The 26339-nt window shown below is 66.4% G+C and carries 17 protein-coding genes and 1 tRNA gene; 9 read left to right on the forward strand and 9 right to left on the reverse strand.

The genetic code is table 11. From position 1 onward, the window contains the following. The first annotated feature begins 123 nt into the window (after positions 1 to 123). Genes MA876_RS16020 through MA876_RS16040 form a run of 5 tightly spaced genes read left to right on the forward strand, consistent with a single transcriptional unit; the run spans position 124 to position 16817 of the window. Positions 124 to 2961 carry a helicase-related protein gene (locus MA876_RS16020; RefSeq protein ID WP_248151798.1) on the forward strand — a complete coding sequence of 946 codons (2838 nt, stop codon included), beginning with the start codon at positions 124 to 126 and terminating at the stop codon, positions 2959 to 2961. A 2-nt stretch (positions 2962 to 2963) separates the two neighbouring features. After that, positions 2964 to 7646: an Eco57I restriction-modification methylase domain-containing protein gene (locus tag MA876_RS16025; protein WP_248151799.1), complete on the forward strand. Its 4683-nt coding sequence runs from the start codon at positions 2964 to 2966 to the stop codon at positions 7644 to 7646. After that, the gene (locus tag MA876_RS16030; protein WP_248151800.1) at positions 7643 to 13999 is read left to right on the forward strand and encodes a DEAD/DEAH box helicase; all 6357 of its coding nucleotides are present in this window, start codon (positions 7643 to 7645) and stop codon (positions 13997 to 13999) included. Before MA876_RS16025 ends, MA876_RS16030 begins: the two co-directional genes overlap by 4 nt. 1 nt (position 14000) lies before the next feature. Continuing rightward, positions 14001 to 16196 carry a 3'-5' exonuclease gene (locus MA876_RS16035; protein WP_248151801.1) on the forward strand — a complete coding sequence of 732 codons (2196 nt, stop codon included), beginning with the start codon at positions 14001 to 14003 and terminating at the stop codon, positions 16194 to 16196. 9 nt (positions 16197 to 16205) lie between these two features. Further along, entirely contained in the window at positions 16206 to 16817 is a 612-nt protein-coding gene (locus MA876_RS16040) for a hypothetical protein (protein WP_248151803.1), read from the forward strand. Here MA876_RS16040 and MA876_RS16045 read toward each other — a convergent pair whose 3' ends face one another. Next, entirely contained in the window at positions 16818 to 17273 is a 456-nt protein-coding gene (locus tag MA876_RS16045) for a very short patch repair endonuclease (RefSeq protein WP_248151806.1), read from the reverse strand. It lies immediately after the preceding gene. 37 nt (positions 17274 to 17310) lie between these two features. On the opposite strand from MA876_RS16045, the gene MA876_RS16050 reads away from it, so the two are divergent. Beyond that, positions 17311 to 18438 (forward strand): DNA cytosine methyltransferase, encoded by a 1128-nt coding sequence (locus MA876_RS16050; RefSeq protein ID WP_248151810.1) that lies wholly within the window; start codon positions 17311 to 17313, stop codon positions 18436 to 18438. 14 nt (positions 18439 to 18452) lie between these two features. Then, positions 18453 to 18902, forward strand: coding sequence for a hypothetical protein (locus MA876_RS16055; RefSeq protein WP_248151813.1), 450 nt, complete (start codon positions 18453 to 18455; stop codon positions 18900 to 18902). A gap of 79 nt (positions 18903 to 18981) precedes the next feature. Here the strand turns inward: MA876_RS16055 and MA876_RS16060 are convergent, their stop codons facing one another. The 3 genes from MA876_RS16060 to MA876_RS16070 form a co-directional block, all read right to left on the reverse strand. Then, entirely contained in the window at positions 18982 to 20154 is a 1173-nt protein-coding gene (locus MA876_RS16060; RefSeq protein ID WP_248151816.1) for a PDDEXK-like family protein, read from the reverse strand. 106 nt (positions 20155 to 20260) lie between these two features. Continuing rightward, a tRNA-Arg gene (locus MA876_RS16065) sits at positions 20261 to 20332 on the reverse strand. A 43-nt stretch (positions 20333 to 20375) separates the two neighbouring features. After that, positions 20376 to 21005: a vWA domain-containing protein gene (locus MA876_RS16070; protein ID WP_248151819.1), complete on the reverse strand. Its 630-nt coding sequence runs from the start codon at positions 21003 to 21005 to the stop codon at positions 20376 to 20378. A 296-nt stretch (positions 21006 to 21301) separates the two neighbouring features. On the opposite strand from MA876_RS16070, the gene MA876_RS16075 reads away from it, so the two are divergent. Further along, positions 21302 to 21511 carry a hypothetical protein gene (locus MA876_RS16075; RefSeq protein WP_248151822.1) on the forward strand — a complete coding sequence of 70 codons (210 nt, stop codon included), beginning with the start codon at positions 21302 to 21304 and terminating at the stop codon, positions 21509 to 21511. 175 nt (positions 21512 to 21686) lie between these two features. Here MA876_RS16075 and MA876_RS16080 read toward each other — a convergent pair whose 3' ends face one another. The 5 genes from MA876_RS16080 to MA876_RS16100 all read right to left on the reverse strand — a co-directional run bounded on the left by MA876_RS16080 (position 21687) and on the right by MA876_RS16100 (position 25406). After that, positions 21687 to 22226 (reverse strand): DUF4287 domain-containing protein, encoded by a 540-nt coding sequence (locus MA876_RS16080; RefSeq protein WP_248151825.1) that lies wholly within the window; start codon positions 22224 to 22226, stop codon positions 21687 to 21689. A 78-nt stretch (positions 22227 to 22304) separates the two neighbouring features. Continuing rightward, positions 22305 to 22928 (reverse strand): DUF3244 domain-containing protein, encoded by a 624-nt coding sequence (locus MA876_RS16085; protein ID WP_248151828.1) that lies wholly within the window; start codon positions 22926 to 22928, stop codon positions 22305 to 22307. Positions 22929 to 22984: 56 nt separating this feature from the next. Beyond that, the gene (locus MA876_RS16090; RefSeq protein WP_248151836.1) at positions 22985 to 24256 is read right to left on the reverse strand and encodes a sensor histidine kinase; all 1272 of its coding nucleotides are present in this window, start codon (positions 24254 to 24256) and stop codon (positions 22985 to 22987) included. Between the two features lie 16 nt (positions 24257 to 24272). Continuing rightward, a complete protein-coding gene (locus MA876_RS16095; protein WP_248151840.1) occupies positions 24273 to 24950 on the reverse strand; it encodes a response regulator transcription factor in 678 nt (225 codons plus the stop codon). A 93-nt stretch (positions 24951 to 25043) separates the two neighbouring features. Then, on the reverse strand, positions 25044 to 25406 hold the full coding sequence (locus MA876_RS16100; RefSeq protein WP_248151843.1) for a nuclear transport factor 2 family protein: 363 nt from the start codon (positions 25404 to 25406) through the stop codon (positions 25044 to 25046). A 464-nt stretch (positions 25407 to 25870) separates the two neighbouring features. On the opposite strand from MA876_RS16100, the gene MA876_RS16105 reads away from it, so the two are divergent. Beyond that, positions 25871 to 26155 (forward strand): Fe-S cluster assembly protein HesB, encoded by a 285-nt coding sequence (locus MA876_RS16105; RefSeq protein WP_248151845.1) that lies wholly within the window; start codon positions 25871 to 25873, stop codon positions 26153 to 26155. The last annotated feature ends 184 nt before the right edge of the window (positions 26156 to 26339 follow it).

Genomic DNA, 26339 nt, shown 5'->3' on the forward strand with positions numbered 1-26339 from the left:
AGAACCCTCATAGAGTGGATTCGAGACGGCTCGAAATCCGGCACCCGAACGCGAAGAGCACTCGCTGGATACGATGGCCGAAGGCGTGGGAGAGGACAAACCGGAGTGGAGACGAGGACGTCGATGGATGCCGCGCCCCTGAACGTCGCACCCGGCTCCCTCGTCCGCGTGCGAGACGCCGACTGGCTCGTGACCAACGCGAGCCCCACTCAAGACGGACTCCTCGTCGAGGTCACGGGTCTCTCCGAGCTCGTCCGAGACACCCGCGCCGCGTTCTACGAGCACCTCGACGAGATCGTTCCCTACGACCCTCGCCAGACGAAGGTCCGCGCCGACGATTCACCGAAGTACCGCCGAAGCAGGCTCTGGCTCGAGTCCACGCTCCGCAAGACCCCGATCCCGCTCGGCGAAGGTAAACTCTCGGTTTCGACGCAGATGCTCACCGACGCCCTCGGTTACCAGCGTTCGGCGGTCCGCAAGGCGCTGAGCGCCGACAACCTTCGCCCTCGGATCCTCCTCGCCGACACGGTGGGGCTCGGCAAGACGATCGAGATCGGCATGATCCTCTCCGAACTCGTGCGCCGCGGCCGCGGCGAGCGCATACTGATTGTCACACCAAAACACGTGCTCGAGCAGATGCAGTTCGAGATGTGGACGCGGTTCGCTCTGCCGTTCGTCCGCCTCGACTCGGTCGGCATCCAGCGCGTGCGCCAGAAGCTCCCCGCGACCCGCAACCCGTTCAGCCTCTACAAGCGCGTCATCATCTCGATGGACACCCTCAAACAGGACCGCTACCTCAACCACCTGCGCAAGCATCAGTGGGATGCCGTCGTGATCGACGAGTCCCACAACCTCACCGGTTCCGGCACGCAGAACAACGCACTCGCTCGCGTGCTCGCGCCGAACACCGAAGCGATGATCCTCGCGTCGGCGACCCCGCACAACGGCAACAAAGAGTCGTTCGCCGAACTCATCCGCCTGCTCGAACCGACCGCGGTCGGCCCCGACGGCGACATCAACCGTGAGGCGCTCGACCGGCTCGTCGTCCGCCGCCATCGCCACTCCCCCGAGGTCGCCCGTGAGGTGGGCGACGACTGGGTCGAGCGCAAGGATCTGCAGCACCTGCTCGTCGACGCTTCCCTGGAAGAGGATGCCGTCGCCCACGAGCTCGCGGACGTCTGGCTTTATCCGGCGGCAGGCTCGAGCCCATACTCGGGCGAGAACAAGGGTCTCTTCCCCTGGACCCTGGCGAAGGCCTACCTGTCGAGTCCCCCCGCCCTCGTCGAATCGGTCAAGAACCGCATCCGCACTCTCGGCGAGGAGCGCACCGACGCGCAACAACGTGAGCGCGAGTCACTCGATCGGCTGCTCGCCCTCGCGAAGGACAGTGCTGCGAGCCCCTCGGCGAAGCTCGAGCAGCTCGTCACGTATCTCAAGGGCATCGGCGTCTCGAAATCGTCCGACATGCGCGCGGTCGTCTTCTCGGAGCGTGTGCCCACGCTCCTTTGGCTCCAGCAGCAGCTTCAGACGCAGCTCGGCCTCAAGCCCGAACAGGTCGCCGTGCTGCACGGCGGGCTGTCGGATGTCGAGCAGCAGGAGGTCGTCGAGTCCTTCAAGCTCTCCGCGTCCCCGATCCGCATCCTCGTCACGGGCGACATCGCCTCCGAGGGCGTGAACCTGCACGCCCAGTGCCACGAGCTCATCCACTTCGACATCCCGTGGAGCCTCATCCGCATCGAGCAGCGCAACGGCCGCATCGACCGGTACGGCCAGCGCCACGCCCCGCAGATCACGACGCTCCTCCTGCGACCGACACACGAGAAGTTCGTCGGCGACATCCGGGTGCTCACCAAGCTCGTCGATCGCGAGACCGAGGCTCATGGAGCCCTCGGTGACGCCGGCGCGCTCATGGGCTCGTACAGCGTCGCCGCAGAGGAGAAGGCGGTCGAAGCGGCGCTCATCAAGGGTCAATCGCTCGAAGACCTGATTCCGACACCTGACTCCGTCGCATCCGATGCCGACGACCCTTGGCTCACCTTCATCCTCGACGACGCCGACCACCACGTCGACAGCACGACCGAGGTGACGGTGACCGAGCGGATCAGCACGGGATTGTTCCCGTCGGATGCCGCGTACCTCGCCGCCGCGCTGGATGAGGTCTTCGAGACCCCCGCCGCATCCCCTGGTGCCGGCGGCGTCGATTGGGTCGACCACCAGGGCTACGGACTCGTCGAACTCACCCCGACTGACGACCTGCGCCAGCGCCTCGCGGTACTCCCCCAGACCTACCTCACCGACCGCCGCGTCGTCGACGACATGAAACTCGCGGTCACCCTAACGCGAGCACAGGCGTCACTGAAGGACGCGCAGAACGACAAGGCGAACAACAAGGGCCTCTGGCCCGAGGCCCACTATCTCGGTCCGCTGCATCCGGTGCTCGACTGGGCGGGCGACCGCACGCTCGCCCGTCTCGGTCGCGACGAGGTGTTCGCCGTTCGCGGCGACGTCCACGCCCCAACGGTCCTCGTGCTGGGGTCATTGACGAATGCCCGCGGTCAGGTCATCGCGACGAACCTTGTCGCCGTGACAGGCACCTCCATCCGCCCCTTCGCCGACACCGCAGAAGCGTTCGACGAACTCGGCATCACCCCCGATCGCAGTAATCCCGCCGGCGTGGATGGTGTCGACGGGGTGCAGGAGCTCATCTCCGCGGCTGTGGATGCTGCGGAGGAACACCTGCGCATGACGTCCGATGCCGCCGCGCAGGACGTACGTCGCAGGGTCGCTGAGTGGTCGGATCGTGTCGACGAATGGGTGGATGCCTCGGAAGACCTCGTCCAACGCGTCGGGGTCAAGGAACGCGCCCGCCGTGTGCGTGAAGAGGCCGAGATCGCCCGGACGATGCTGCCCGCGCGAAGTCTGGCTCGCCCCCTGCTCGTGATCGTCCCCGAGGAGAACTGAGCATGGCATCGGATGCCTTCGTCGTCGGCGAAGACTGGATCAGCGAGCACTACTTCAACACCGAGTCGACAAAACAGTCGTTCCAGTCCCGGCTCGGCGCCCTGCGCAAGTCATGGGACGAGCGCGCAAGGGAAGGCGAGCAGACGCCGACATCCCGCCTGGCTGCGGTTCGTCGCGATCTGCTGAGCGCGCTTGCAAGCGAGGCGACGGATGCCGCCGCATACGACGCCGCGGTGCTCACGCCGCTCGTCACCGCCCTCGGCTACGCCGACGCCCGCTGGCACCGCACGGTGAGCGGCCCGGTGACGATCATCGCGCCCGCCGATACCCCTGAGTCGCCCGCCGGCGCCGTCGTGCGTGCGCACCGCGTCGATGATGTGTCCGATCTGCTGGCGAAGGACGAGGCGACCCTGCTCGAGCCCTTCACCCCGGACGATGCCGACGCAGTCAGCTCTGTCGCGCGCTGCCTCTCCTATCTCTTCAGCGGTGACGACACCCCGGCGTTTGCTGTCGTCCTGTCAGGAACGTGGGCGCTCCTCGCCGAGCGTGACCGCTGGGCAGAGGGCCGCTACCTCGCCGTCGACCTGCAGCTCGTGCTCGACCGCGGCGACACCAAGAAGGCGGGCGAGTTCGATCGCGCCGCCACCGTGCTCAGCAGCGAGACCGTGCTGCCCGACGTCGACGGCACGACGTGGTGGACAGAGACGCTCGACGACTCGGTGAAGCACACCGTCGGTGTTTCGAAAGACCTGCGCGAGGGCGTGCGGGAGTCGATCGAGATCATCGCCAACGAGGTCGTGCGGCGTCGCAAGACCCAAGATCTCGAGTCGCTTCCGGATGCCGAGGCCAACGTCCTCGCGCGGCAGTCGCTGCGTTACCTCTACCGGATCCTGTTCCTCCTCTACGCCGAGGCCTCGCCCGAGATGAAGGTGCTGCCGGTCGGCGCTCCGGAGTACTCACTCGGTTACGGCCTCGATCGACTGCGTGAGCTCGTCCTCGTCGAGCTCGGCGAGGAATCACGTCATCGCACTCACCTCTCCGGGTCCCTCGCGACACTTTTCCGACTGGTGGATGCCGGCCACGACGCCGGCGAGGAACGCGAAACCGACGAGACCCTCCGCGAAGGACTGACCTTCAACTCGCTGAACGCCGACCTGTTCGCGAAGACGGCGACGTCGCTGATCGACGAAGTTGGACTCGGTGATGGGGCGCTCCAGCGCGTGCTGCAGCTTCTCCTCCTCACCCGCGAGAACCAGGTCAAGAAGGGCCGTGACCGCGGCTTCATCTCGTACGCCGACCTCGGCATCAACCAGCTCGGCGCGGTGTACGAGGGCCTCATGTCGTACACGGGTTTCTTCGCGAAGGAAGATCTCTACGAGGTCGCGCCTGGCGGCGACGGCTCGAAGGGATCATGGGTCGTTCCGGTCACCCGGTCAGAAGGCATCGCACAGAGGGACTTCGTCCGCATCACCGATCCGATCACGGGCGAATCGAGGCCACGCCGATACAGCGGTGGTGAGTTCGTGTTCCGCCTCTCCGGCCGCGAGCGCCAGACCTCGGCGTCGTACTACTCCCCCGAAGTCCTGACGAAGTTCGTCGTGTCACAGGCACTCGAAGAGCTGCTCGACCAGGACGGCCACCGCACGACCGCCGAAGAGATTCTCGGCATGACGGTGTGCGAGCCAGCGCTCGGATCTGGGGCGTTCGCCATCGAGGCTGTGCGACAACTCGCAGAGCAGTACCTCGAGCGCCGCGAGCACGAGACCGGCGAACGCATCGACCCTGACGAGCGCCCCCGCGAGCTGCAGAAGGTCAAGGCAGCGATCGCGCTGCACCAGGTGTACGGCGTCGACCTCAATGCCACCGCTGTGGAACTCGCCGAGATCTCGCTGTGGCTCGACACGATGGTCGACGGTCTGCAGGCTCCGTGGTTCGGCTTGCGTTTGCGTCGGGGCAACTCCCTCATAGGCGCCCGCCGTGCGGTGTACTCGCAGCGACAAGTCGAAGACAAGTCGTGGTTGAACGATGTACCGACACCAGTGCCGGTCTCAACTCTCGCCGAAGAGATGAGAGAGAGAAAGCTCGGCAGCGCGACGCTTGGAAAGGTCCATCACTTCCTCCTCCCAGCAGACGGCTGGGGATCAGGCGTCGATGCCAATGAAGGCAAGGAGCTCGCGCCGGAGGCGTACGCTGCGATTCGCGATTGGCGAAAACGGCTGCGCAGGAAACCATCGAAGAAGCAGATCGACCGCCTCGTCGGGCTGAGCCATCGTGTCGAAGTGCTCTGGCAGTTCACGCTACGGCGCTTTGAGATCGCTGAGCAGCAGGTCGCCCGAGAGGTCGCGCTCTGGAACGACCCTCGACCGCAGCAGGACGGCGAAAACTCGATCGTATCCCGACGCCAGGTCGAGGCGTTCCTCAACGACGAGGGAGGCGCATACCGACGCCTCCGGCGAGTGATGGATGCGTGGAGCGCTCTTTGGTTCTGGCCGCTCACCGACCACCTGACGCAAGGAGTGACTCCGCCCGACCTCGATGGATGGCTCGACGGCCTCACTATGCTGATCGGCGGCCACTCGCGAGCTACCGCCCGCCGGGCTGGCCAAGGAGCCCAGCAATTCGGCCTGCCAGCTGAATGGGACGACCTCGAGGAGGCCGAGAAGGACGACCTCGACTGGTCGAGCGCCCTCGACATCGACGACGCTCTGGCAAGTCACCCATGGCTGGCGGTGTCCTCGCGCATCGCCAAAGACAATGGCTTCTTTCATTGGGAGCTTGACTTCGCTGGCGTATTCGCTCGCGGCGGATTCGACCTGCAGGTCGGGAACCCGCCGTGGGTGCGACCGAGGTCCAACGTCGACGCCCTCCTGGCCGAGGGCGACCCCTGGTGGCAGCTCGCCGTCAAGCCCACGCAGATCCAGGTGAAGGCCAAGCGTGCACAAACGCTCGAGCTCGATGGCATCCGCGATCTACTCGTCGACGGGACGGCGAATGTCGCGTGCACGGCCGCGTTCGTGGGATCGCCGGTCAACTATCCGCATCTCGCAGGTCTTCAGCCCGACCTTTATCGGTGCTTCATGGAGCAAACCTGGATGCACCTTTCGTCAAGGGGTTCTGTCGCGCTTATTCACCCCGAGACGCATTTCACCGACGAGAAGGCCGGGCCACTCCGCCGGGCGACATACGGGCGGCTTCGGCGTCACTGGCAATTCGTCAACGAGCTCGCATTGTTCGAGATCCACAATCTGGTCACATACGGCGTACACGTGTACGGCTCACCCGGTGAGCCAGGCTTCTTGATGGCGACAAATCTTTACCACCCGTCCACCGTTGTGGGCTCCCTACAGCACGATGGCACCGGCCCGGAACCAGGGTTGAGAACTAGCGATGGCCATTGGGACCTCCGACCTCATCGAGATCGCATAACGCACGTTGACAGCTCCACCCTGCGCTCGTGGTGGACTCTCCTCGAGGGCGGGGAATCTCCCGTGGCACAGACGAGAATGTTGTACGCCGTGAACCACGCAACGGCGAGCGTACTTTCGAAGCTTGCGGATGCCCCGCGTGTCGGAGGTCAGTACTCCCTCGACTACGCGCGCGGGTGGGATGAGACAACCGATCGCGCGTCTGGCCGTTTCGACGTCGACTGGGGTCGTACTGGCGTCGAGAGCGCAATCTTGCAGGGTCCGCATATATTCGTCGCCACGCCGATCTACAAGTACCCCAACCCCTCGATGAAGAACAATAAGGACTGGTCACGGGTAGACCTGGAGGGTATTCAGGTAGCGGAAGCACCAGTGACGATCTACAAGCCAACACTCCCCCGCGCCGAATACCAGTCCGGATTCATGACCTGGGGTCCCGATCGCAAACCCGCCACCGATTACTACCGAGTCGTCTGGCGTATGATGGCCGCGAACACCGGGGAGCGCACACTCATCCCAGCGCTTATTCCCCCCGGACCCACGCACCTTCGACAGAGTGTGCTCTCCGTCGGTATGCGTGAACACGCGGATGACAGCCTCTCCATCGTTGCGGGTTCAATGTCGTCTTTGCTCGCTGATCTCTCGGTCCGGGCGGCTCCAAAGTCGTCGATTCTCCTCGGGGCGATCGAACGCCTCCCCGTCGCGACCGGGTTGTGCGCGTCGGCGATAGCTTGGCGTGCACTTCGCCTCAACGCCCTAACGTCCGCGTACGACGATCTGTGGAGGAGACAGGCGCGTCCGCCCGCTGCTCTAATGAGTTGGGCCCCCGGTTTCGCGTACGCCAACAGACCCGCTTTGGAGGCTGACGCACCAACATGGACAGCCGAGTCTCCCCTACGTCGAGATAGTGACCGGCGTCAAGCGTTGGTGGAGATCGATGCGTTGTGCGCTATTTCGCTCGGCATCACCGCTGACGAGCTATGCACTGTCTACCGCACCCAGTTTCCGGTCCTATTCGACTACGACCGTGGGCTCGGGAAAAGCCCGTACATCTACGACAAGAATGGCCGCTTAGTCCCTAACGAGGTGCTGAAGGTCTGGCGCCAAAAGGGTGATGCGGTTACGCAGGACGAGCGCAGTGCGACGAACCCGTCAGGTAACACGTACGAGTACGAGCTCCCGTTCGTCACGCTCGACCGCGAGGCCGACATGCGGCAGGCGTATGCGCACTTCGAGCGGATCCTGCAGGAGCGTTCGTGAGCGAACTGCTGCCTTCGCGCCAGGCGGCGCAGATCCGGTCGAGCCTGGTCGATTACCTCACGACGACGTTCGCGCTGTCGGACGAAGAGGCACAGCGCGCGCTCCGCGAATTCCTCGGCGACGCCGAGGGCGGCATCTTCCGAGGCCCCTATGTCCGCGCGCGGGTGCCGTTCCGCGCGGCCGCCGACGGCTGGCGCGATTCGCTCGGCTGGTACGAGGGGCACACCCCGTATGGCCACCAAGCCGAGGCATTCCGGCGACTGAGCTCCGCAAACCGCGGCGAGCAACCCGACGGATCGGTCAAGACCGCTCCCCAGCCCACGCTCGTCGTCACCGGAACCGGTTCGGGTAAGACCGAGGCGTTCCTCTACCCGATCCTCGACCACGTCCTCCGCGCGAAAGCAGCGGGAGACACCGGAGTCAAGGCGCTCATCCTCTATCCGATGAACGCCCTCGCGAACGACCAGTCCCGGCGCCTCGCCGAGCTCATCCGCGGGCACGATGCGCTCAAAGGCGTGCGCGCTGCGATCTACACCGGCGAGACCGCGGGGCGCAGTCGCACCCGCGTCACCGCCGACGGCCTGATCAACGACCGCGGCTCGATCCGGTCGGATCCACCCGACATCCTCCTCACCAACTACAAGATGCTCGACCAGCTGCTGCTGCGCAGCGCGGATCAGCCTCTCCTCGCTGCGGCGGCATCGAGTCTCCAATACCTCGTGCTCGACGAGTTCCACACCTACGACGGCGCACAGGGCACCGACGTCGCGATGCTCCTCCGCCGGCTCGGGCTGACGCTGCGACGTCTTCGCCCAGAGAACGCGCCCGAGCCCCTCGGCAGCGGCCCACTCGGCGATGTCACTCCGATCGCGACCAGTGCCACCCTCGGCGACGACGGCGATCCCGGGAGGATGCTCGAGTTCGCCGAGACCGTCTTCGGAATCCCGTTCCCCGCCGACAGCGTCGTCCGCGAGACCCGCCAGTCGGTGCGTCAGTGGGTGCGCGCCGCGCGTGCCTCAGGCACTCCCGTCGGCGCGCCGCGCGGGCTCGACAACTCCCTCGTCGCTGACATCGCAGCACTCCCCGGCGACATCGACGGGGCACCCGCAGGCGCACTCGCCGGCCGAGTGCTTTCGGCGTTGTTCGCCGACGGCGCGGACGTCGACTGGGCGTCGGTCTCAGACGACGACCTCCTGGCATCCGTCGCTTCCCATGATCTCGTGCAGGCGATCGCGACGCGTGCCGAAAAGGCGGTGGGCATCGACGATCTCGCCGACGAGCTGCTCCCCGCAGGCCTCGGCGTGACCGAGACGTTTGAAAGTCGCAGCGGAGCGCGGCGCGTGTTCCTCACCCGTGTGCTCGCGGCACTCAGCCATGTGCGCGCCCGCCTCGGGCGGCGAGCGCTGTCGATCGACCTGCACATGTGGATCCGTGAGCTCACCCGCATCGACCGCGCGACAGCACCCACTGCGCGGTTCCATTGGGCCGACAACGGACCCGTGGCGGCGGGGGCCGACGACACGATCGACACGAAATGGTTCCCGGCGATCTTCTGCCGTCACTGTGGGCGCAGCGGATGGGGTGTGCAGCTCGCCCCCGTCGGCAACGAGCTGTCGGCGACCGACGACGATATCCGTCGCGACCACGCCGCCCGCGACAGCAAGAGTCGCTTCCGCGCTCTGCTCCATGCCCCCTCCGAAGCTGACGCCGCGCTCGGCGGCGAGCCGGTCCCGGGTCTCGCGTGGTTCGACCATGAGCATCGCGCGCTGTTGACCTCACGACCAGACGATGCGGACGAGCAGGGGACGGCACTGCCCGTTCTCGCGCTCACGTCAGGCGAGATCGACGACGATTCGCGCGACGACGTGTGTCCCGCGTGCGGCCGACGTGACGGCATCCGGTTCCTCGGAAGCGCCATGGCGACCATGCTGTCCGTCGTCGTCACCACACTCTTCGGCGACGCCGACCTCGACCGCGCCGAGAAGAAGGCGCTCGTCTTCACCGACAGCGTGCAGGATGCCGCGCACCGCGCCGGCTTCGTGCAGAGCCGCGCGCACGTGTTCGCCCTTCGCAACGCGATTCGTCACGCCGTCGCCGACGACGCGACGCCACTCGACGAGATCGCCAACCTGCTGGTGCAGGATGCCGGCGACGACGCCGACGCCCGCTACCGCCTGCTGCCTCCCGACCTCGTCGAGCGCGAAGAGTTCATCGAGTTCTGGAAATCCGAGACACTTCGCGGGGTGCCCGCCGCCGTGCTGACCCGTGTGAAGCGACGGCTGCAGTTCGATCTCGCGATGGAGTTCGGCCTGCAGTCCCGGGTCGGACGCACTCTCGAACTGACCGGCAGCCTGGCGGCATCCGTCTCGGCCACCGAGGCTGCGCTGCGGGCCGCGGGTCGCAAGGTGCTGATAGACACTCCTGCCGACGGTGTGATCGGCGGGCTGGATCCCGCGTCGACGTCTGATGACGGTGTCGTCCGATGGGTGCGCGGTGTGCTCGAGCGTATGCGCGACCGCGGTGCGATCGAACACGAGTGGTTCACCCGCTACATCGAAGAAGACGGCAAGCGCTGGCCGATCTGGGGCGGTCGCAAGCGCGGGGTTGGGATGCCGGCGTTCCCACCCGGACGCGACGCTCCCGGCTATCCTCGCGTGGGCCCGCACGCCCCGACCGGTGACGACGCCCATCGGACGCACCTAGACGTGGTGTCGTCTGCGCAGAGCTGGTACGCGATCTGGGCGCGCAAAGTCCTCGGGTCGGCGGCGACCGACGGCGTGCGCCTGACCGCGGCGCTCCTCGCCGAGCTCGAACGCATCGGGATTCTCCGCTCACGCCAGGTATCGGGTGGGGCTGCGACCGCCTACCTGATCCCGCCTTCGTCGATCGTGGTGCGGCCGGTCGACAGCGACGCCCTCCGAAGCGGCGACGTGCGACTCGAGTGCGATGTGTGCCGCAACCCCGTGACGGGCACCGCCGACGCGATCGGTCAGTTGCGCGACGGCCCGTGCATCTCGGCGCGCTGCCCCGGGGCCCTCGGGCCCGTGGGCGGTACGCCCGAGAACTACTACCGCACCCTCTACGACAAGGGATCTGTGCGTCGCGTCGTGGCCCGTGAGCACACGAGTTTGCTGGACACGAAAGTTCGCCTCGACTACGAGAACGGGTTCAAGTCGTCGTCGGACGACCCGTCGGCGCCGAACGTCCTCGTCGCCACCCCGACTCTCGAGATGGGAATCGACATCGGCGACCTGTCTACCGTCATGCTGGCGGGGCTCCCCCGGAGCGTCGCGTCGTACCTTCAGCGCGTCGGCCGCGCGGGCCGCCTCACCGGAAACGCGCTGTCGATCGCGACGGTCACGGGTCGCGGCGACCAGTTGCCTCGAATGGGCGACCCGCTGTCGGTGATCAACGGTGCGGTGCGCCCCCCGGCGACATTCGTCGACGCGCAGGAGATCCTGCGCCGGCAGTACTTCGCGTCGATCCTCGACCGACGATCGGCCGAGTCCGACACCGTTCAGAAGGCGAACGACGTGCTGAAGACGTCCGAGGCCGGTTCGTTCCTCGGTGACGCGATCGCGTTCGCCGACGCCGGCGCGAACGAATTCGTCGACGCCTTTCTCGAGTCGTTCCCGACGTTGGGCGACGCGGCCGCCACTCGCCTCCGAGATTGGGCGACGCCGACCGGAGAAGCCGGGACCTCAGGTCTCGCGGCGTCCGTCCGCGACGCCGTACTGCGCTGGAACCTCGAGCTGCAGACGGTCACCCGTCGGCGTACAGAGATCGGCAAGGCACTCCCCGATCTCGAAGCCGCCGCAGAGCTGGGCGTCGAGAGCGATGCGAAGGACGCGTTCCGGGCTGCCCAGGCGGCTGATCGGATGCTGCGTGCCCAGCAGACCGCACTCACCGACGGCTATTGGATCGGCGCGTTGGAGCGGTTCGGGCTTCTGCCGAACTACACGCTCCTCGACGACTCCGTGCGCCTCGACGCCGCGGTGTCGTGGATCGATCCCGACACTTCCGAGTGGCACGACGACACCTACAGCTATGAACGTGGAGCGGCGATAGCGATCCACGAACTGGCGCCCGGCTCCTACTTCTACGCCCAGGGGCTCGAGATCCCGGTCGACGCCGTCGATCTCGGCCCAGGCGGCGAAGCGGTCGAGGACTGGACGTTCTGCCCCGAGTGCGGGTTCGCCCGGCGGAGCGCCGACGGGCCTCTCACCGAGTGTCCCCGATGTCGGTCGAAAGGCATCGGCGACGCCGCCCAGCGGATGCCCGTGGCGGAACTCAAGACCGTCTCGGCCGTCGCGCGCCGCGACGAAGCCGTCATCGGCGATCGCAGCGACGATCGGCGGCGGACGGCGTTCGCGGTGAAGGTCGGTGCCGACCTCAACCCCGCCGGGATCGTGCGTCGTTGGTATGACAAGGGCACGAGCTTCGGCGTCACGTATGCCCGAGACCTGACGATCCGGTGGATCAACTTCGGCAAGCGCTCGGGCGCCGGACCGAGCCGCTTCCTCGCCGGTTCCGAGGTCACGGGCCCACTCTTCCGCGTGTGCGACACCTGTGGTCAGCTCGACTCGCAGGCCGGCGGAAACAGCCGTCGCGACCACCGCCCGTGGTGCCCTCGACGTGACCAATCCAGCGAGAAGACGGTAGCGCTGGCTCTGGCCCGCACGCTCGTGACGCAGGGCATCTTCCTCCGTCTCCCTCCCGCGCTCACGCTCGGCGACGGCGTGGTGGTCCCGAGTCTCAGCGCAGCCGTGCTGCTCGGACTCCGCGAATCGATGGGTGGCGATCCGGACCATCTGCGAATCGTGCCCGTGACCGAGCCGCTCGGCGACGAGGGCGGAACGGCCCAGGCACTGCTGATCCACGACACCGTCCCCGGCGGCACGGGTTACCTCGCAGAGCTCGCTGATCCGGCCCGACTCCACGGCATCCTCATCGACGCCTGGCGAGTGCTCAAGGACTGTCCATGCCAGGACGAGCAGCGCGCCGCGTGTCACCGCTGCCTGCTGCCGTTCGCTCCGGGCAATGCGAACATTTCTCGCGCGTCGGCGGAACAGGCGCTCGCGAAGCTGCTCGAGGTTTCATCGACGGGCGATCCGTCAACGGCGTTCGACGTGACCGACGTCGACCCGGGCGTCCCGCTCAGCGAGTCCGTGATCGAACAGCTGTTCCGCAAGACCTTCATCGAACGCGCGCAGGCTCTGGGCGGTCGTGTGAAAGAGATCCCGGGCGACTGGGGCAACAAGGTACAGGTGTCCTTCCCCGGCGACTCACGGATCTGGATGCTGCGTCCACAGGTTCCGCTGGGCCCGACCCAGCCCGACTTCGTGCTGGAACAGTTCGGCGGCGGCGCCGAGCCGATCGCGATCTACACGGATGGCAAGGCCTTCCACGCGGTGGTCGGGTGCAACCGCCTCGCCGACGACACGAAAAAGCGGGACGCCGCGCGCGGGCTCGGACATCGCGTGGTCGCGGTCACGTGGGCGGATCTGATGGGTGACAAGCTCGACACTTCGTGGTTCGTGCCGGCATGGGCAGAGAAGGTCGCAGCCCAGGCGCAGTTGCCGCTCACCCAGCTTGCGAAGCTCACCGCCGACCCGGTCACGCTCCTCATGGAGTGGATGCAGAGGCCCGACGACGAGGCGAAGCGTCGCGACACCGTCGCACGCGTCCTGCCGGTGATCCTCCAAAGGTCCGCGACCTCGACGCCGTTCGGCGGCGAATCGGCGCTCGAACGCGCTGCCCGCGTCTTCGTCGAAGGGCTACCGAAGTCACCAATACCCGCTCCGGACTGGGTCACAGCCGCCGGACCCCTCGTCTCGGCGACGCGGCTCAAAGGTGGTGGGGCCACCGACTTCGCCCTAGTCCTCGACGACCGCGACGAGGCGCTCGCTGACGCGGGATTCGATCACGCATGGCGGCTGTGGTTGCACTTGTCGAACGTCGTGGGGTGGCGCGCGGACATGTCCGGTGTCGAGATCACGACCCTGTCGCGGCTGGCAGCCGCTACCCCTCTCTCCGCCGCGGCTCCGGGTGTCACGCCGACGGGCGCAACCGAATTGCCGAGCGAGTGGGCGTCGCTCGCCGCGTACGCCACGGGTGCCGAACGCCACGTCATCGATCGACTGGCTGCGGCTTCCATCCCGCTGCCTGAAATGGGCGTCGAGGTCGGTGGGGGCATTCCGATCTCGTTCGCGTGGGCGGACGCACGCGTCGCGATCTCTCTGGACTTGCAGGACGGCGAAGCCGACTCGCTGACCAGCGACGGCTGGACGCTCCTCGACCCGCAGTCCGATGACCTCGCCGCGCAGGTCGCGGCACTGACCGGAGGAGACTGACATGCCTGCCGTCACCTATGCAAGCGTCAAGCAGCCCAAACACGACAAGGACGTCAAGGCGCTGATCTTCACGTTCATCGAGAAACTGAGTGCCAACGACGCGAGCCCGGGGCTCCACATCGAACCGATCAACGGAGCGGTCGACGCTCGCGCTCGGACGGGCCGCGTGAACGACTTCTGGCGCGCCGTGCTGTTCCGCATCGATCCGCCGAACGGAGAGACCCACTACGTCTACGCCGGAACGTGGCCCCACGACGAGGGCACCGAGAAGGCGAAGAAGCTCACCCTCCACCTCAACCACGTCAACGGCGTCCTCGAACTGCACGAGGCTGTCGCTGCGCAGGAGGTCACGGTCGACGCCGCGGCCACGCCCGCCGAGGTTCCGACCGCTCAGTCCAAGACACCTCTGCTGAGCGAACTGGGCTACCTGGTCACCGACCTGACAGAGCAGTTCGGATTCACACAGGATCTTGCCGACGCGGCCTTCGCTCTATCCGACGAAGACGCACTGCTCGAGTTCGCGGAGAACTTGCACACACAGTGGCAGCAGGAAGTGCTGCTCTCTATGGCCGCACGCGAGGCACTTCACGTCATCCGTGAGCAGCTCGGACTCGACAAGCCGGTAGAAGTCGAACCCGAAGACGACGAAGACACCAGAATCCTCAAGGCGCTCGAGCACCCCGCATCGAAGATGCAGTTCACCTACGTGGAGGACAACGAGGAGCTGCGCAGGATCATCGAGGACGGCGACTTCGGGGCGTGGCGGGTCTTCCTGCATCCCGAACAGCGCACGTACGTCGAGAAGGACTACTCGGGGTCTTTCCGTCTCAGCGGGGGCGCGGGCACGGGTAAGACTGTGGTGCTGCTGCACCGGGCACGTCGCCTCGCGCTCGAGAATCCTGCTGCACGCATCATCCTCACGACGTTCACCCGCGCGCTCGCCGAGAATCTGCGCCGCGACCTCGAGCGTCTGGACGCCTCGGTTCCCATCGCAGAGAGGCTGGGCGACCCCGGTGTGCTCGTGCGAGGCGTGGATCAACTCGCAGCCGAGGTGCGCATGCGCGCCGGCGAAGGCTTCAGCGAGGCCGCGCTCGCGACGATCGGCTCGACGCGCGAGAAGACGGCATCGCCCGCGGAGCCGGACTGGTCATCGGCCATCACGCAGGCGGGGTCGTCGCTGTCGATCTCACTGCAGTCGCCGGCGTTCTTCGACGACGAGTACGCCCAGGTGGTGCTGCCGAACAGGATCCTGAACGCCGACGCATACTTCACCGTCCGTCGCCCGGGACGCGGCGTCGCACTCGACCGAGGAAAGCGAGCGGCCGTGTGGGCGGTGATCGAGCAGATGCGCAAAGACCAGCGGATCGCAAACCAGCTCGGCTACGGCGAGATCGCCGCGATCGGTGCACAGTGGCTGACGTCGACCGGGACGACCTTCGCAGATCACGTCCTCGTCGACGAGGGTCAAGATCTCGAACCCGCCAAGTGGAAGCTGCTGCGAGCGATCGTGGCCGAAGGGGCGAACGACCTCTTCATCGCCGACGACACCCACCAGCGCATCTACGGGCGGCCCACGGTGCTCAAGCACTACGGCATCCATATTCAGGGTCGATCGCGACGGTTGACCCTCAACTACCGCACCACCCTCGAGAATCTTCGCTTCGCGCTCGGCGTGCTTGCCGGGGAAGAGTACGACGACTCAGAAGGACTCGAGGTCTCGACCGAGGGCTACCGTTCCGCCCGAAGTGGGCCGAAACCGACCAAGCACACGGCGAAGTCGGACGCGGAGCAGCTCGACAAGATCGCGGCCGACATCAAGCGTTGGATCGACGAGGGCGTGCGCAAGGAGACGATCGCGGTGCTCGCGGCATCCAACAATGCGGCCAAGAAGGTGCAGCAGGGTCTCGCCCAGCGCGACGTCTCTCTCACGCTCCTCAACGCACCCCGTGTGACCGGCGGCAGCCCGGTCGCGATGACGATGCACACCGCGAAAGGAATGGAGTTCTCGCGCGTCGTGCTGTTCGACGTCTCCGACGGCTCGTTCCCACCCGCATGGGCATACAAGGGTGTTCCCGAGGAAGACAGGCCCGACAAGGACAAGCAGTTCCGGTCGCTGCTCTACGTCGCGGCGAGCCGCGCACGCGATGAGCTCGTGGTGACATGGAAGGGCGCGCCGAGTGCGCTCCTGTTGGGGTGAGGGCGGTTCATGATCGAGGATGACGCCGACCTGAGGCCGCAGTTCTGGTGGCAGGGCCAACCAGGACAGCGGTTCTGGATGGAGATCGCGGGCGCCAAGGCACCCGGCATCGACCTGCGGGCGCCGATCACGACGGCGGATGAGCGACCGATCTGGCACTGGGACCTCGTGCGAATGGTGCAGCCCGGCGACGTCATCTTGCACTGGTTCACGACGCCCGCCGGGGCTACGGGCATCGTCGGATGGTCACGCGCGGCATCCGCGCCCGTTGTGGAGTCCCATGTGTGGGTGCCTCGAACGCGTCCCGATCTCGATGCAGCCACGGCGGACCGCCGCCCGCACTGGGTCGTGCCTTTGAGGGACTACACGTCGCTTCCTCGACCGATCACCCGTGAGCAGGTCGAGTCGATCCACTCCGAGGTGGTGCGGCTCGAAGATGAGCTCAAGGAGCGACACCGCGGCTTCAAGTACTACCCGTTCCAGGACTATCGACCGACCGAAATCCGAGCTCGCCAGGCGTACCTGACGAAGATGCCGGTGGAGCTGCTGTCGCTCCTGAACCGCCTCGGGCGGTTCGGCTTCGAGATCGAGTTCGAGGCTCACCGGCCATTCCGGCGCTGATCAGATCTCGCGCAAGATGGCGACGATCTCGGCTACCACCGCGTCGGGCGCCTCGTTGATCTGGTGCTCCCAGACGCGTACCGAGCGCCAGCCCTCCTCCTTGAGGATGGCGTCAGTATCGACATCCCGCGCCTGATTGCGCAGGCGCTTCGCGAGCCAGAACTCAGCGTTCCGAACAGGCGCTTGATAATGCTCGGGGCAACCGTGCCAGAAGCACCCATCGATGAAAACAGCGACCTTGGTCCGGGTGAAGACGATGTCGGCGGTGCGACGTAGCGTGGCGACCGGTCGCACCGATACCCGGTAGCGAAGGCCGGACGCGTGCAGTCGACGACGGATCGCGAGCTCGGGAGACGTATCCCGTCCGCGATTCGATCGCATGGAGGCGCGGCTTCCCGGCGTGCTCGCCCACGATTCGGTGCGACGACGTGGCGTCGTGGACTCGCCGGCGGCCATGGCTTGATCCCTTCGCCTCAACAGTAGATTGATCAGGATGACTCTGCAGCTCCCCGTCGAGGTCGATTCGACCCCTGACTCTGATCGCGTGACGCAGACGATCTCCGTCCTCGATCTCTTCGCCGGCGCGGGCGGTTTAACCGCGGGATTTCATGAGGCATCGGACCGTTTCCATGTCGAGCGAGCGGTGGAGCTCGACATCGCTGCCGCGGCGACCTTCAGCGCGACTTTCGGACCGACCTTCGGTAAGGACGTCGTCTACCAAGGTGGCATCGAAGGCTGGCTCAGAGACGAGGACGTGCCGAATGTCGACGTCATCGTCGGCGGTCCGCCGTGCCAGGGCTTCTCGATGCTCGGCAAGCGCGACACGGCCGACAAGCGCAACTACCTGTGGCAGGAGTACGCGGCGACCATTCTGCGTGCACAGCCGAAGTACTTCGTCGTGGAGAACGTCGCAGCGTTCGCGAACTCGCAGCAGTTCCAAGACTTCACCGAGTCGACGCAGCCGGACGGAATGATGCGCGATTACACGTTCGAGTGGGACATCCTCAATGCTGCGGATTACGGCGCGTTTCAGGCACGTAAGCGCGCGATCTTGATCGGCCGCCACCGCGATCTCCCGGCGGTCGGGATGCCGGAGCCGACGCACATCGGGAGGCACCGAACTGTCCGTCAAGCGTTCAAGCACATCCCGCCTGTGGTTACTGAGACGCAGCTCGACGGCAGAACCAAAGAGTTCTTCGGCGTTCGACTTCCCGGCGTCTTCCGCCCGTTCGAGCTGCATGTCGGCCGCGACTATGCGGAGATCTCGAAGCTCCGCTTTCCGGAGATTCCCGAGGGCGGTAATCGGTTCGATCTCCCTGATCGCTTGAAAGCGCCGTGCTGGATCGGGCACACGAGTGGCTCCGGGGATGTGATGGGAAGGCTTCACTGGGATAGGCCATCGGTCACGATCCGCACAGAGTTCTTCAAGCCTGAGAAGGGGCGTTACCTTCACCCGACAGAGCATCGGGCGATCACGCACTACGAGGCCGCCGTGCTGCAAGGATTCCCCGATACTCATCGGTTCGTCGGCTCAAAAACGGCCGTCGCACGACAGATCGGGAACGCTGTGCCGATTCCGCTCGGTCGGGCGATCGCCAATCATCTTCTCGGTCAGCTCTGATCACGATCAACCTCGTGGGCATCGACATCTGGAGTCTTATCCTCCAAGTCGCGACGTTGGTCGCCGTGATCGTGGCTGCATGGCAGTTGCTGTTCCACAGCCGGCAGATGCATCGAGAGTTCGAGTCGCTATACATCGCGAGGTACTGGGAGCTGATGGATCGGCGGTCGTTCCGTTGGGTATCGTCGGGCGGTCCTCGCCGGGCCGACATCGTCGTAATCAAGGGATACCTGCAGCTGTGCGAAGACGAGATCGACTGTCGACGGATCGGTCGGGTCACCGACAGCACCTGGAAGTTCTGGCGCGCAGCGATACTCTCCCAGGCAGGCGGCGACCACTACCGTCACGTCCTAGATGTTTCACCGAAGGATGATTACCCTCTGGTCCGCGAGCTGTTGCATAGTGGCTCATCGTATGATCCGCTGCCGCGATCATGGTTCTGGCGCAAAACGCACGGACTATAGAGGAATCGGTCAGCCCGTCGGTGGATCTCGTACGCCACCGGCCGGTGATCGGCCTCGCGAGCCAAGTTGCGATGCGCTACTAACCCGCCCCGGCGGCCGCTAGCACCGCATCACGGAGGCGAGTGTCGTCGTCCGAAAGGCCTTCGAGCACTTCCTGAAGGCCGACGTCTGTCTGCAGGATGAAATCGATCCCGTCGCCCGCAACTTTACGGGTCACGAACACCTTCGTGTAGTCGGGGGCGGTCAGGGGTTGAGGAACCCGACCGTTCTCGACCACCGCTGTTGGTCCGAACTCGAGAAAGATCGTCGGGTGCTGGTCGCGACGAAGAGTCACGCACCACTCCCACTGCCCGCGAAAGTTCATCTCCACCGATGTGATCGGCCCAGACGTCAGGAGCGCGGCGAGCTGCCTGACCAACGTTCGCTCGGCATAGCGCTTCAAGGTCCTCTTCACGCTCGCAAGCGTCGAGCGCCCTTCTTCGAACTGTCGCGTCGCGTGTTGCGCGATGAGGGCGGCGAACTCCTCGGCCGCTGCCGCTTGCTGACGGTATCCGTAACGCGCTGACTCGCCGGTTTCGCACATGGTGTTGATGAAGGAGATCCGGTCCTCGATGCTCACAGCCCTTGCGCCTTCCACGAAATGCTCGACGAGTTGGTTGATGAAGAAGTACTGATCAGGGTTTTCGCGTCGCCACTTCGAGTCTTGGGCGACCCTGGATTCCAACGCTGAGATCAGCTCGGCATACGTCATGACCACGGCATCCTGCCACCCACCGATCTGCCGATGCGCTTCGCGACGAGCACACAGCAGCACGACGACGCTCTGCTTGCCACCTTCCGCACCGTGCGCGAGATAGCGCCCGTAATCGTGACCGTGCCCGTCGGATGATTCGAAGTTCTCGATGACGATGCTGGCCGTCTCGCACGTCAGCATGATGTCGGCGATGTCCCCACCGATCTCGCCGGAACCCGACGTGTTGACTTCCTGGATAACGCGATACCCGAATGCGGGAAACTGATCGCTCCCTGCAGGCAGTCCGCCATTTACGCGAGCGACGAGGATCTCTTGGAAGGTGCTCCCCAGACGATGGGTCGCGTCGGGCCTGAGAAGCCAGGCGAACACATTCGACAGCTGCTTCTCGTGCGTGCCGTGATGCATCACGCGGAAGACGTTGAATTGATCGGCCAGGCTCCGAGACAAGGATGGGATGAGCGCGGTCACCATCTGATCCACCGCCGGCGCCACTGTCATACTGCCGAACTTACATGGCGGCGGGGTAGATCGCGAGCACGACAACCGGGCGAGATCCGCACACCAAACGTGTAGGGAAAGCCCTGATCAAGCCGGAAAACTTCGGTGCCCCTGGAGGGACTCGAACCCCCAACCGTTTCCTTAGGACGGAACTGCTCTTCCATTGAGCTACAGAGGCTGGCGGCATCCAGTGTATCCGCCGCACCTCGCGCCGCTGCGCGCTACGGCCTCTCGTCGCCCCGGGCGCTCCCTCGCTCCGCGTCGGTGTATCCCGTCAGGTCGCCCCGCCGGCGACGACTCAGCTTCTCGCTGTGGGCGGTCATCGTCCCCGCGACGGAGCCGAGGTCGTAGTCGAGCGCATCTTCCGCACGAATGCCGATCTTGCGGGCTTCGGCGATCGCATCCTGGTTGGCGCCGAGGAACGAGACATCCCAATCGAACGCGGACCGCTGGTGCTCGATCAACTGCGTCACCGTGGCTGCGCTGTACTCCTTCGAGCTGTTCTCTTCACCGTCGGTGACGATCGTCACGAGCACGGTTCCCGGCCGTGCGTGCTCGGGAAGTTCGGCGAGGGCCTGGCCGAAGCCATTGAACGCCCACCCGATCGCGTCGTACAGCGCGGTGCCTCCGCGCGGCACGAGCTCGACCTGCACCGACTCCGGGTCGGCGAAATGGTGGGTGAGCTCGATCTGAGTATCGAACGTGACGATGTCGATCGTCAGCATCCCGTCCTCCGCCGCTTGCGTGGCGATCATCTGCTCGATGCCACCGACCATGTCATCGCGGATGGCGGTCATCGAGCCCGACCGATCGAGGATGATCAGCAGGGCGGTGTAGTTCGGGTCGGTCATGCGGAACTCCTGTTCACGTGCGGATACCCGCCGAGCAGCGAGTAGATCAGTATGCGACGAACCTCCGACATCGCTGCCGAGGATTCCCGGGCGCGCTTCGAGGGGGCAAGATCGATACGAGTGCGCGCCGACGTCGGTGCACCGCACGACAACCTTGACGAGGGGTAGTCACGACGAGCATCGTAAGTCCGAGATGCCGACCTCGGACCTTGCAACGGGTCGATTCGGCGATCGGTGATCTGGATCATTGCCACTGACCGCACTGCGGTGGCCGGTCGAACACAAGGGGGAGGCACGTGAGCATCACGAACTGGAGCGACGCGCAGGTCGTGCGTGCGATCAACAACGGGTCGATTCCGTCGGAGGATCTGATCAGCCGAGATGGATGGAGCCAGATCTGCCGCGTTCGCGGGCGCAACTTCCGCCAGGTGGATGAGGAATCGTGGCAAGACTTGTGCAGCCAGCGGGGCTACCTTCAGAATCGCTCCAATCCACGGGGGTTCTGATTCACCAGATCTGCGCGGGCGTCAGATGAAGCCGAGGGCGGCTATCCCTCATCGGCCGCCCCGGCCAGCGACCGATCGACGGACGTGGAGCCGTGCTCGGCATCGAAGTACCGAGGGATGAGACGGTGCGATCGCCCCGGCACCGCACGAGCGGCACGGGCAAGCAAGCATCTACTCACGCGAGCGCATACGCCTGAGCGAGCCACCCCCGCACCTCATCGTCGACCTCGTCGACCGACGTCAGCGACACCCGGTGCGTGCACATGCCCGAGTACGCCTCCAACCGTCCGACCGGCTCCACCCCGCGCAGATTCAACCCCAACTGCACGCGCTTCGCGCTCGCGGGCTCGACCAGAGCGAACTGCTTCGAGCGGCGCAGCGAGACGCTCGCCTTCTTCGGAGCCACCTCGACATCCGGGCCGAGGCCCACCGCGAACGACCGCAACGCCTCGTAGATCGGCCTCAACGCAGACTTGGCCCCGGAGTACTGCGCCTCCACCAGATCGTCGTCCGACGACGACGTGCCCCGCGCGCGGTACTGCAGCACGATGCCGTTCGCATACCCGTGCGTCACGCCGTGTTCGGACTTGAGGAGCGACATCATCTCGCCGTGCTTCTCGAGGCCGGCAGCGTCGAGCACGACGAACCACTCGTCGAGGGACTTGCCGGTGTTGGTGGGCAGGTTGTCGATCATCGACTGGATGGCGGGGTCCATGCCCCGATCGTAGGAGTCGCCGCGCCGCACCGGTAGCGGTCCCCCGCACCGGCGCGGCCCATCCAGACACAACAGCGATCAGTCGTCGACGTCCGCGCGGAGCACGGTGAAGTCACCCGCGAGGTCGATGTCGATCGTGCGACCATCGGCCGTCACGACGGTCACGTCGTAGGACGAAGAGTCAGCGTCGAGGTCGGTGATCCGGCCGTCGGCCTCCCCCAGCGCCGCGCGAACGACGGCGTCGACGGTCGCGCGATCGAGCACGGCGCTCGGTGGGCGGTCGTCGTCCTGCTCGGTCTCGAACACGACGGCCGTGCCGTCGGCCGAGACCCGCACCTCGGTCTCCGCACCGGTGTCGCTGCGCAGCTTCACTTCCCAGCCGCCGTCGCGCTCGGCATCCACCGACACCGCCTCTCCGGCCGCAACCGCGCGCGCGGCGTCGATGACGGCCATCAGCTCGTCGGTCGTGGTGGCTCCGAAGGCCGATCCGGCGCTGAGAGTCGGGCTCTGCGTCGCGACAGACGACGGGGACGTGGACGCGGTCGCAACGCCCGCAACGGGCGAGAAGTCATCGTCGCGATCGTCGGCGAGCGCAGCGCCGATGGCGACGCCTCCGCCGATCAGGACGAGAGCCGCGCCGGCGGCGCCGGCCGAGATCAGGATGGTGCGCTTGCGGGAACGGGGCTTCTGCGTGTCAGTCATGACTCCATGCTCGCGACCGGGCACTGAAGCCAGCCTGAAGCTCCCTGAAGAACGATTCAGGATGCCGCGGGGAACGCGACCGCGAATCGCGCGCCGCCCCAGCGCGAGTCGTCGACGACGACCCACGCGCCCGAAGAATCGGCGATTCCGCGCACGATCGACAGCCCGAGGCCGCTGCCCCCGGCATCCCTCGCCCTCGCCTCGTCGAGGCGTACGAAACGCTCGAACACGCGCTCCCGCTCGGCCGCCGGAATGCCCGCACCGTCGTCCTCGACCGTGAGGAACACGCGCCCGTCTGCCACCGCGACTCCGATCGCGATGCGAGAACGAGCGTGCCGCGCAGCGTTGTCGGCGAGGTTGCGCACGAGCTGCCCGAGCAGGCGCGCGTCGCCCTGTACGCGACCGGCGTGGATGCCCGAGCCGTCCACGTCGTGGCCGGCGGCCCGCAGGCGCGACACCTCGGCGAGCGCCAGATCGTCGAGATCGACCGGCTCCGACGACGTCGCCGCATGTTCGTCGAGCCGCGCGAGCAGCAGGAGCGCATCGATGATGCCCTGCAGCCGCAGGCCCTCGTCGCGCACGACCTCGGCGAGCTCGGCGGTCGACGTCGCCTCAGGGTGCGCACCCGCGAGCTCGGCGTGCTGCCGGATCGTCGCGAGGGGGGAACGCAGCTCGTGCGAGGCATCCGACACGAACCTCCGCTGCGCCTGTGCGGCGACATCGAGGCGGTCGAGCATCCCGTTCATCGTGACGGCGAGCGCAGCGATCTCGTCCGCCGAGTCCGGCACCGGCACCCGGCGGTGCAGGCGCTCGGCGGTGATGCCCTCAGCCTCCTGCCGGATGCGCGCGACGGGCCGCAGCGCCCTGCCCACGACGAACCACGTCGTCACGGCCACGAGCACGAGAAGAAGCGGCACCGCGACGGCCAGCAGCACGGTCACGGTGCCGAGGGTCGCGAGGTCGTCCTCGACCGATGTGCCGACGAACAGGGTGCCGTCACCGTCGAGCCCCTCGGACGCGACGACGAACGGCTCGCCGTCGATCGTCACGAGCCCCTCGGTCGTCGGCAGCACCTCGCCCTCGACCTCGTCGGTGACGGCGACGAGCGCGTCACCTGAGACGACCCAGGCGGCGACGTCGTCGAGGGACGACAGGATGCCGGTGCCCCCGCCGTCGATGCGGTCGGCGATCTCTTCGGCCCGGGCCTCGGCGGAAGCCGTCGCCGACCCGAGAACGCTCGATCGCAGCACGACGTAGAAGCCGACGGCCCCGAGCACCAGAGCGAGCGCGACGATCAGGGTCGCGCTGAGCGTGATGCGGGATCGCAACGAGCGCCCCCGCCGCTCAGCCACCGTCGCCCGCCAATCGGTACCCCGCGCCGCGCACGGTCTCGATCGCGTTGCGCCCGAACGGCTTGTCGACCTTGCGCCGCAGGTGCCCGACGTACACCTCGACGATGTTCGGATCGCCGTCGAAGTCGTCGTCCCACACCCCCGCGATGAGGTCGCGCTTGGCGACGACATCGCCGCGATGGCGCATCAGATGCTCGAGCACCGAGAACTCGCGAGACGTCAGGGCGATCTGCGTGTCCCCGCGCCACGCGCGACGGGCACCCGGATCGACCCGCAGGTCGCCCGCCTCGAGCACGGTCGGCCGCTCGACCTTGCCGCGCCGGATGAGCGCGCGCAGCCGGGCGACCAGCACCGCGAACGAGAACGGCTTCGTCACGAAGTCGTCGGCGCCCGTCTCGAACGCCTCGACCTGATCCCACTCGCCGTCCTTGGCCGTGAGCATGAGCACGGGGGTCCAGTTCTCTTCGGCGCGCAGCGCCTCGACGACCTTCCAGCCGCTGAGCCCCGGCATCATGAGGTCGAGTACGATCGCGTCGTACGGCGTCTCGCGCGCCCGCCACAGCCCGTCGACGCCGTTGTGCGCGACGTCCACGGCGAAGCCTTCGGCTTCGAGTCCGCGACGGATGCCGTCGGCCAAGCGCACTTCGTCGTCGACCACCAGCACCCGCATGCGTCCAGTCTGGCGGGTCGAGGCTGAAGCAGGGCTGAAGCGGTACCGTCGCAGGCGACGCCGACTCCTGCGTCGCCCACTGGTGCGACGGAGTCACCCCCTGCGCTCGAACCACCAGTCCTGGAACTCCGTCGCGCGACCGTCGTCGTCGAACCGCACGAGCCACGTGTTGTCGTAGACGCCCGATTTCGGACCGTCGGAATACGACGTCACTCCGTGGATGAGCGCAGCGTTGCCGGATTCCTGCGCGACACCGCCCTCGTACGTCCACGTGCCGGGAGCGTCCTGCTCCTCGAGCCAGTGCGCGACGATCGCGTCGACCCCCTCGAAGGGGGGCAGGTGGCGCGGGGCACCGCGGTAGGTCGCGTCGGGCGCGAAGAGGGCACGGATGCTGTCGGGATCGTTCGTCGTCCAGGCCTCGAGATAGCCGTCGAGGAAGCGCTGCGCGTTGCTCATGGCTCGAGCGTGGCACGCGGGCCGGACATTCGGGAGACTCCTGGAACGAAGGACACCGCACGGACACTCCCGGAACGAAGGACACTGCACGGATGCTCCCGGAGCGAAGGACACCACCCTGAGACTCCCGCGACCAAGGACACCGCTCCGCGCCCGCGAACCACTCGTGATCTCGAGTCCTTCATTCCGGGAGCATCCGCAACCCGTCCTTCATTCCGGGAGCATCCGCAACCCGTCCTTCACTCCAGGAGTCTTTCGCGAGAGCGCCTGTGGATGTCCGGCGCGCGGTCCACGTGGCATCGCTCGATCCGCTCATCGGCGGCGCCCACTGCCGCGCTCGCACCGGCAGATGAACCTTGGCATCCGGTGTGAATGGCACCCGACACGCGCGACACGGTTGCGATCCGGCGCGGATCTCGGAATCGTGGCCCGTTCCGATGCACGCCCAACGGAAGGAGAGCACCATGCTCACAATGACCGACACCGCTGCAGAGGCCGTCAAGGCGATCGTCGCCGGCATCCCCGACGTTCCTGATGACGGTGGAGTCCGCATCCGCAACACCGGCCCCGAGCGAGGTTTCGAGATCAGCGTCGCCCCCGCACCGCAGGCGACGGATGCCGTCATCGACTCCCACGGCGCCCGCTTGTTCGTCGAAGCGGAGGCCGTACCTGCGCTCGACGATCGCATCCTCGACGCCGAGCAGGGCCAGGACGGATCCGTCCGCTTCGCTCTCGCGAACAAGGCGTGACGCCGACGGCGGAGCCCGGCGTGCAGGGCCGAGGCTTCGTCGACATGGGCCCCCGCTTCGGCGGTTTCTAGGGATCGTCGCAACACGGGGTTAGGTCTGAAGTAAAGCAGCGAAACGCTCGGCTGGGGTTTCCCAGCCGAGCGTTTTGCGTGGGCGGCCGTTGAGTTCGATGGCGGCATCGGCG

This window comes from Microbacterium aoyamense, from assembly GCF_023155855.1.
Lineage (GTDB): Bacteria > Actinomycetota > Actinomycetes > Actinomycetales > Microbacteriaceae > Microbacterium > Microbacterium aoyamense.

Bases quoted from the DNA above. Each gene is read 5' to 3' on its own strand.
- MA876_RS16020 (WP_248151798.1), top strand. From the start codon at position 124: ATGGATGCCGCGCCCCTGAACGTCGCACCCGGCTCCCTCGTCCGCGTG.
- MA876_RS16095 (WP_248151840.1), bottom strand. From the start codon at position 24,950: ATGCGGGTGCTGGTGGTCGACGACGAAGTGCGCTTGGCCGACGGCATC.
- MA876_RS16040 (WP_248151803.1), top strand. From the start codon at position 16,206: ATGATCGAGGATGACGCCGACCTGAGGCCGCAGTTCTGGTGGCAGGGC.
- MA876_RS16070 (WP_248151819.1), bottom strand. From the start codon at position 21,005: ATGACCGACCCGAACTACACCGCCCTGCTGATCATCCTCGATCGGTCG.
- MA876_RS16045 (WP_248151806.1), bottom strand. From the start codon at position 17,273: ATGGCCGCCGGCGAGTCCACGACGCCACGTCGTCGCACCGAATCGTGG.
- MA876_RS16105 (WP_248151845.1), top strand. From the start codon at position 25,871: ATGCTCACAATGACCGACACCGCTGCAGAGGCCGTCAAGGCGATCGTC.
- MA876_RS16060 (WP_248151816.1), bottom strand. From the start codon at position 20,154: ATGACAGTGGCGCCGGCGGTGGATCAGATGGTGACCGCGCTCATCCCA.
- MA876_RS16025 (WP_248151799.1), top strand. From the start codon at position 2,964: ATGGCATCGGATGCCTTCGTCGTCGGCGAAGACTGGATCAGCGAGCAC.
- MA876_RS16085 (WP_248151828.1), bottom strand. From the start codon at position 22,928: ATGACTGACACGCAGAAGCCCCGTTCCCGCAAGCGCACCATCCTGATC.
- MA876_RS16050 (WP_248151810.1), top strand. From the start codon at position 17,311: ATGACTCTGCAGCTCCCCGTCGAGGTCGATTCGACCCCTGACTCTGAT.
- MA876_RS16035 (WP_248151801.1), top strand. From the start codon at position 14,001: ATGCCTGCCGTCACCTATGCAAGCGTCAAGCAGCCCAAACACGACAAG.
- MA876_RS16100 (WP_248151843.1), bottom strand. From the start codon at position 25,406: ATGAGCAACGCGCAGCGCTTCCTCGACGGCTATCTCGAGGCCTGGACG.
- MA876_RS16080 (WP_248151825.1), bottom strand. From the start codon at position 22,226: ATGGACCCCGCCATCCAGTCGATGATCGACAACCTGCCCACCAACACC.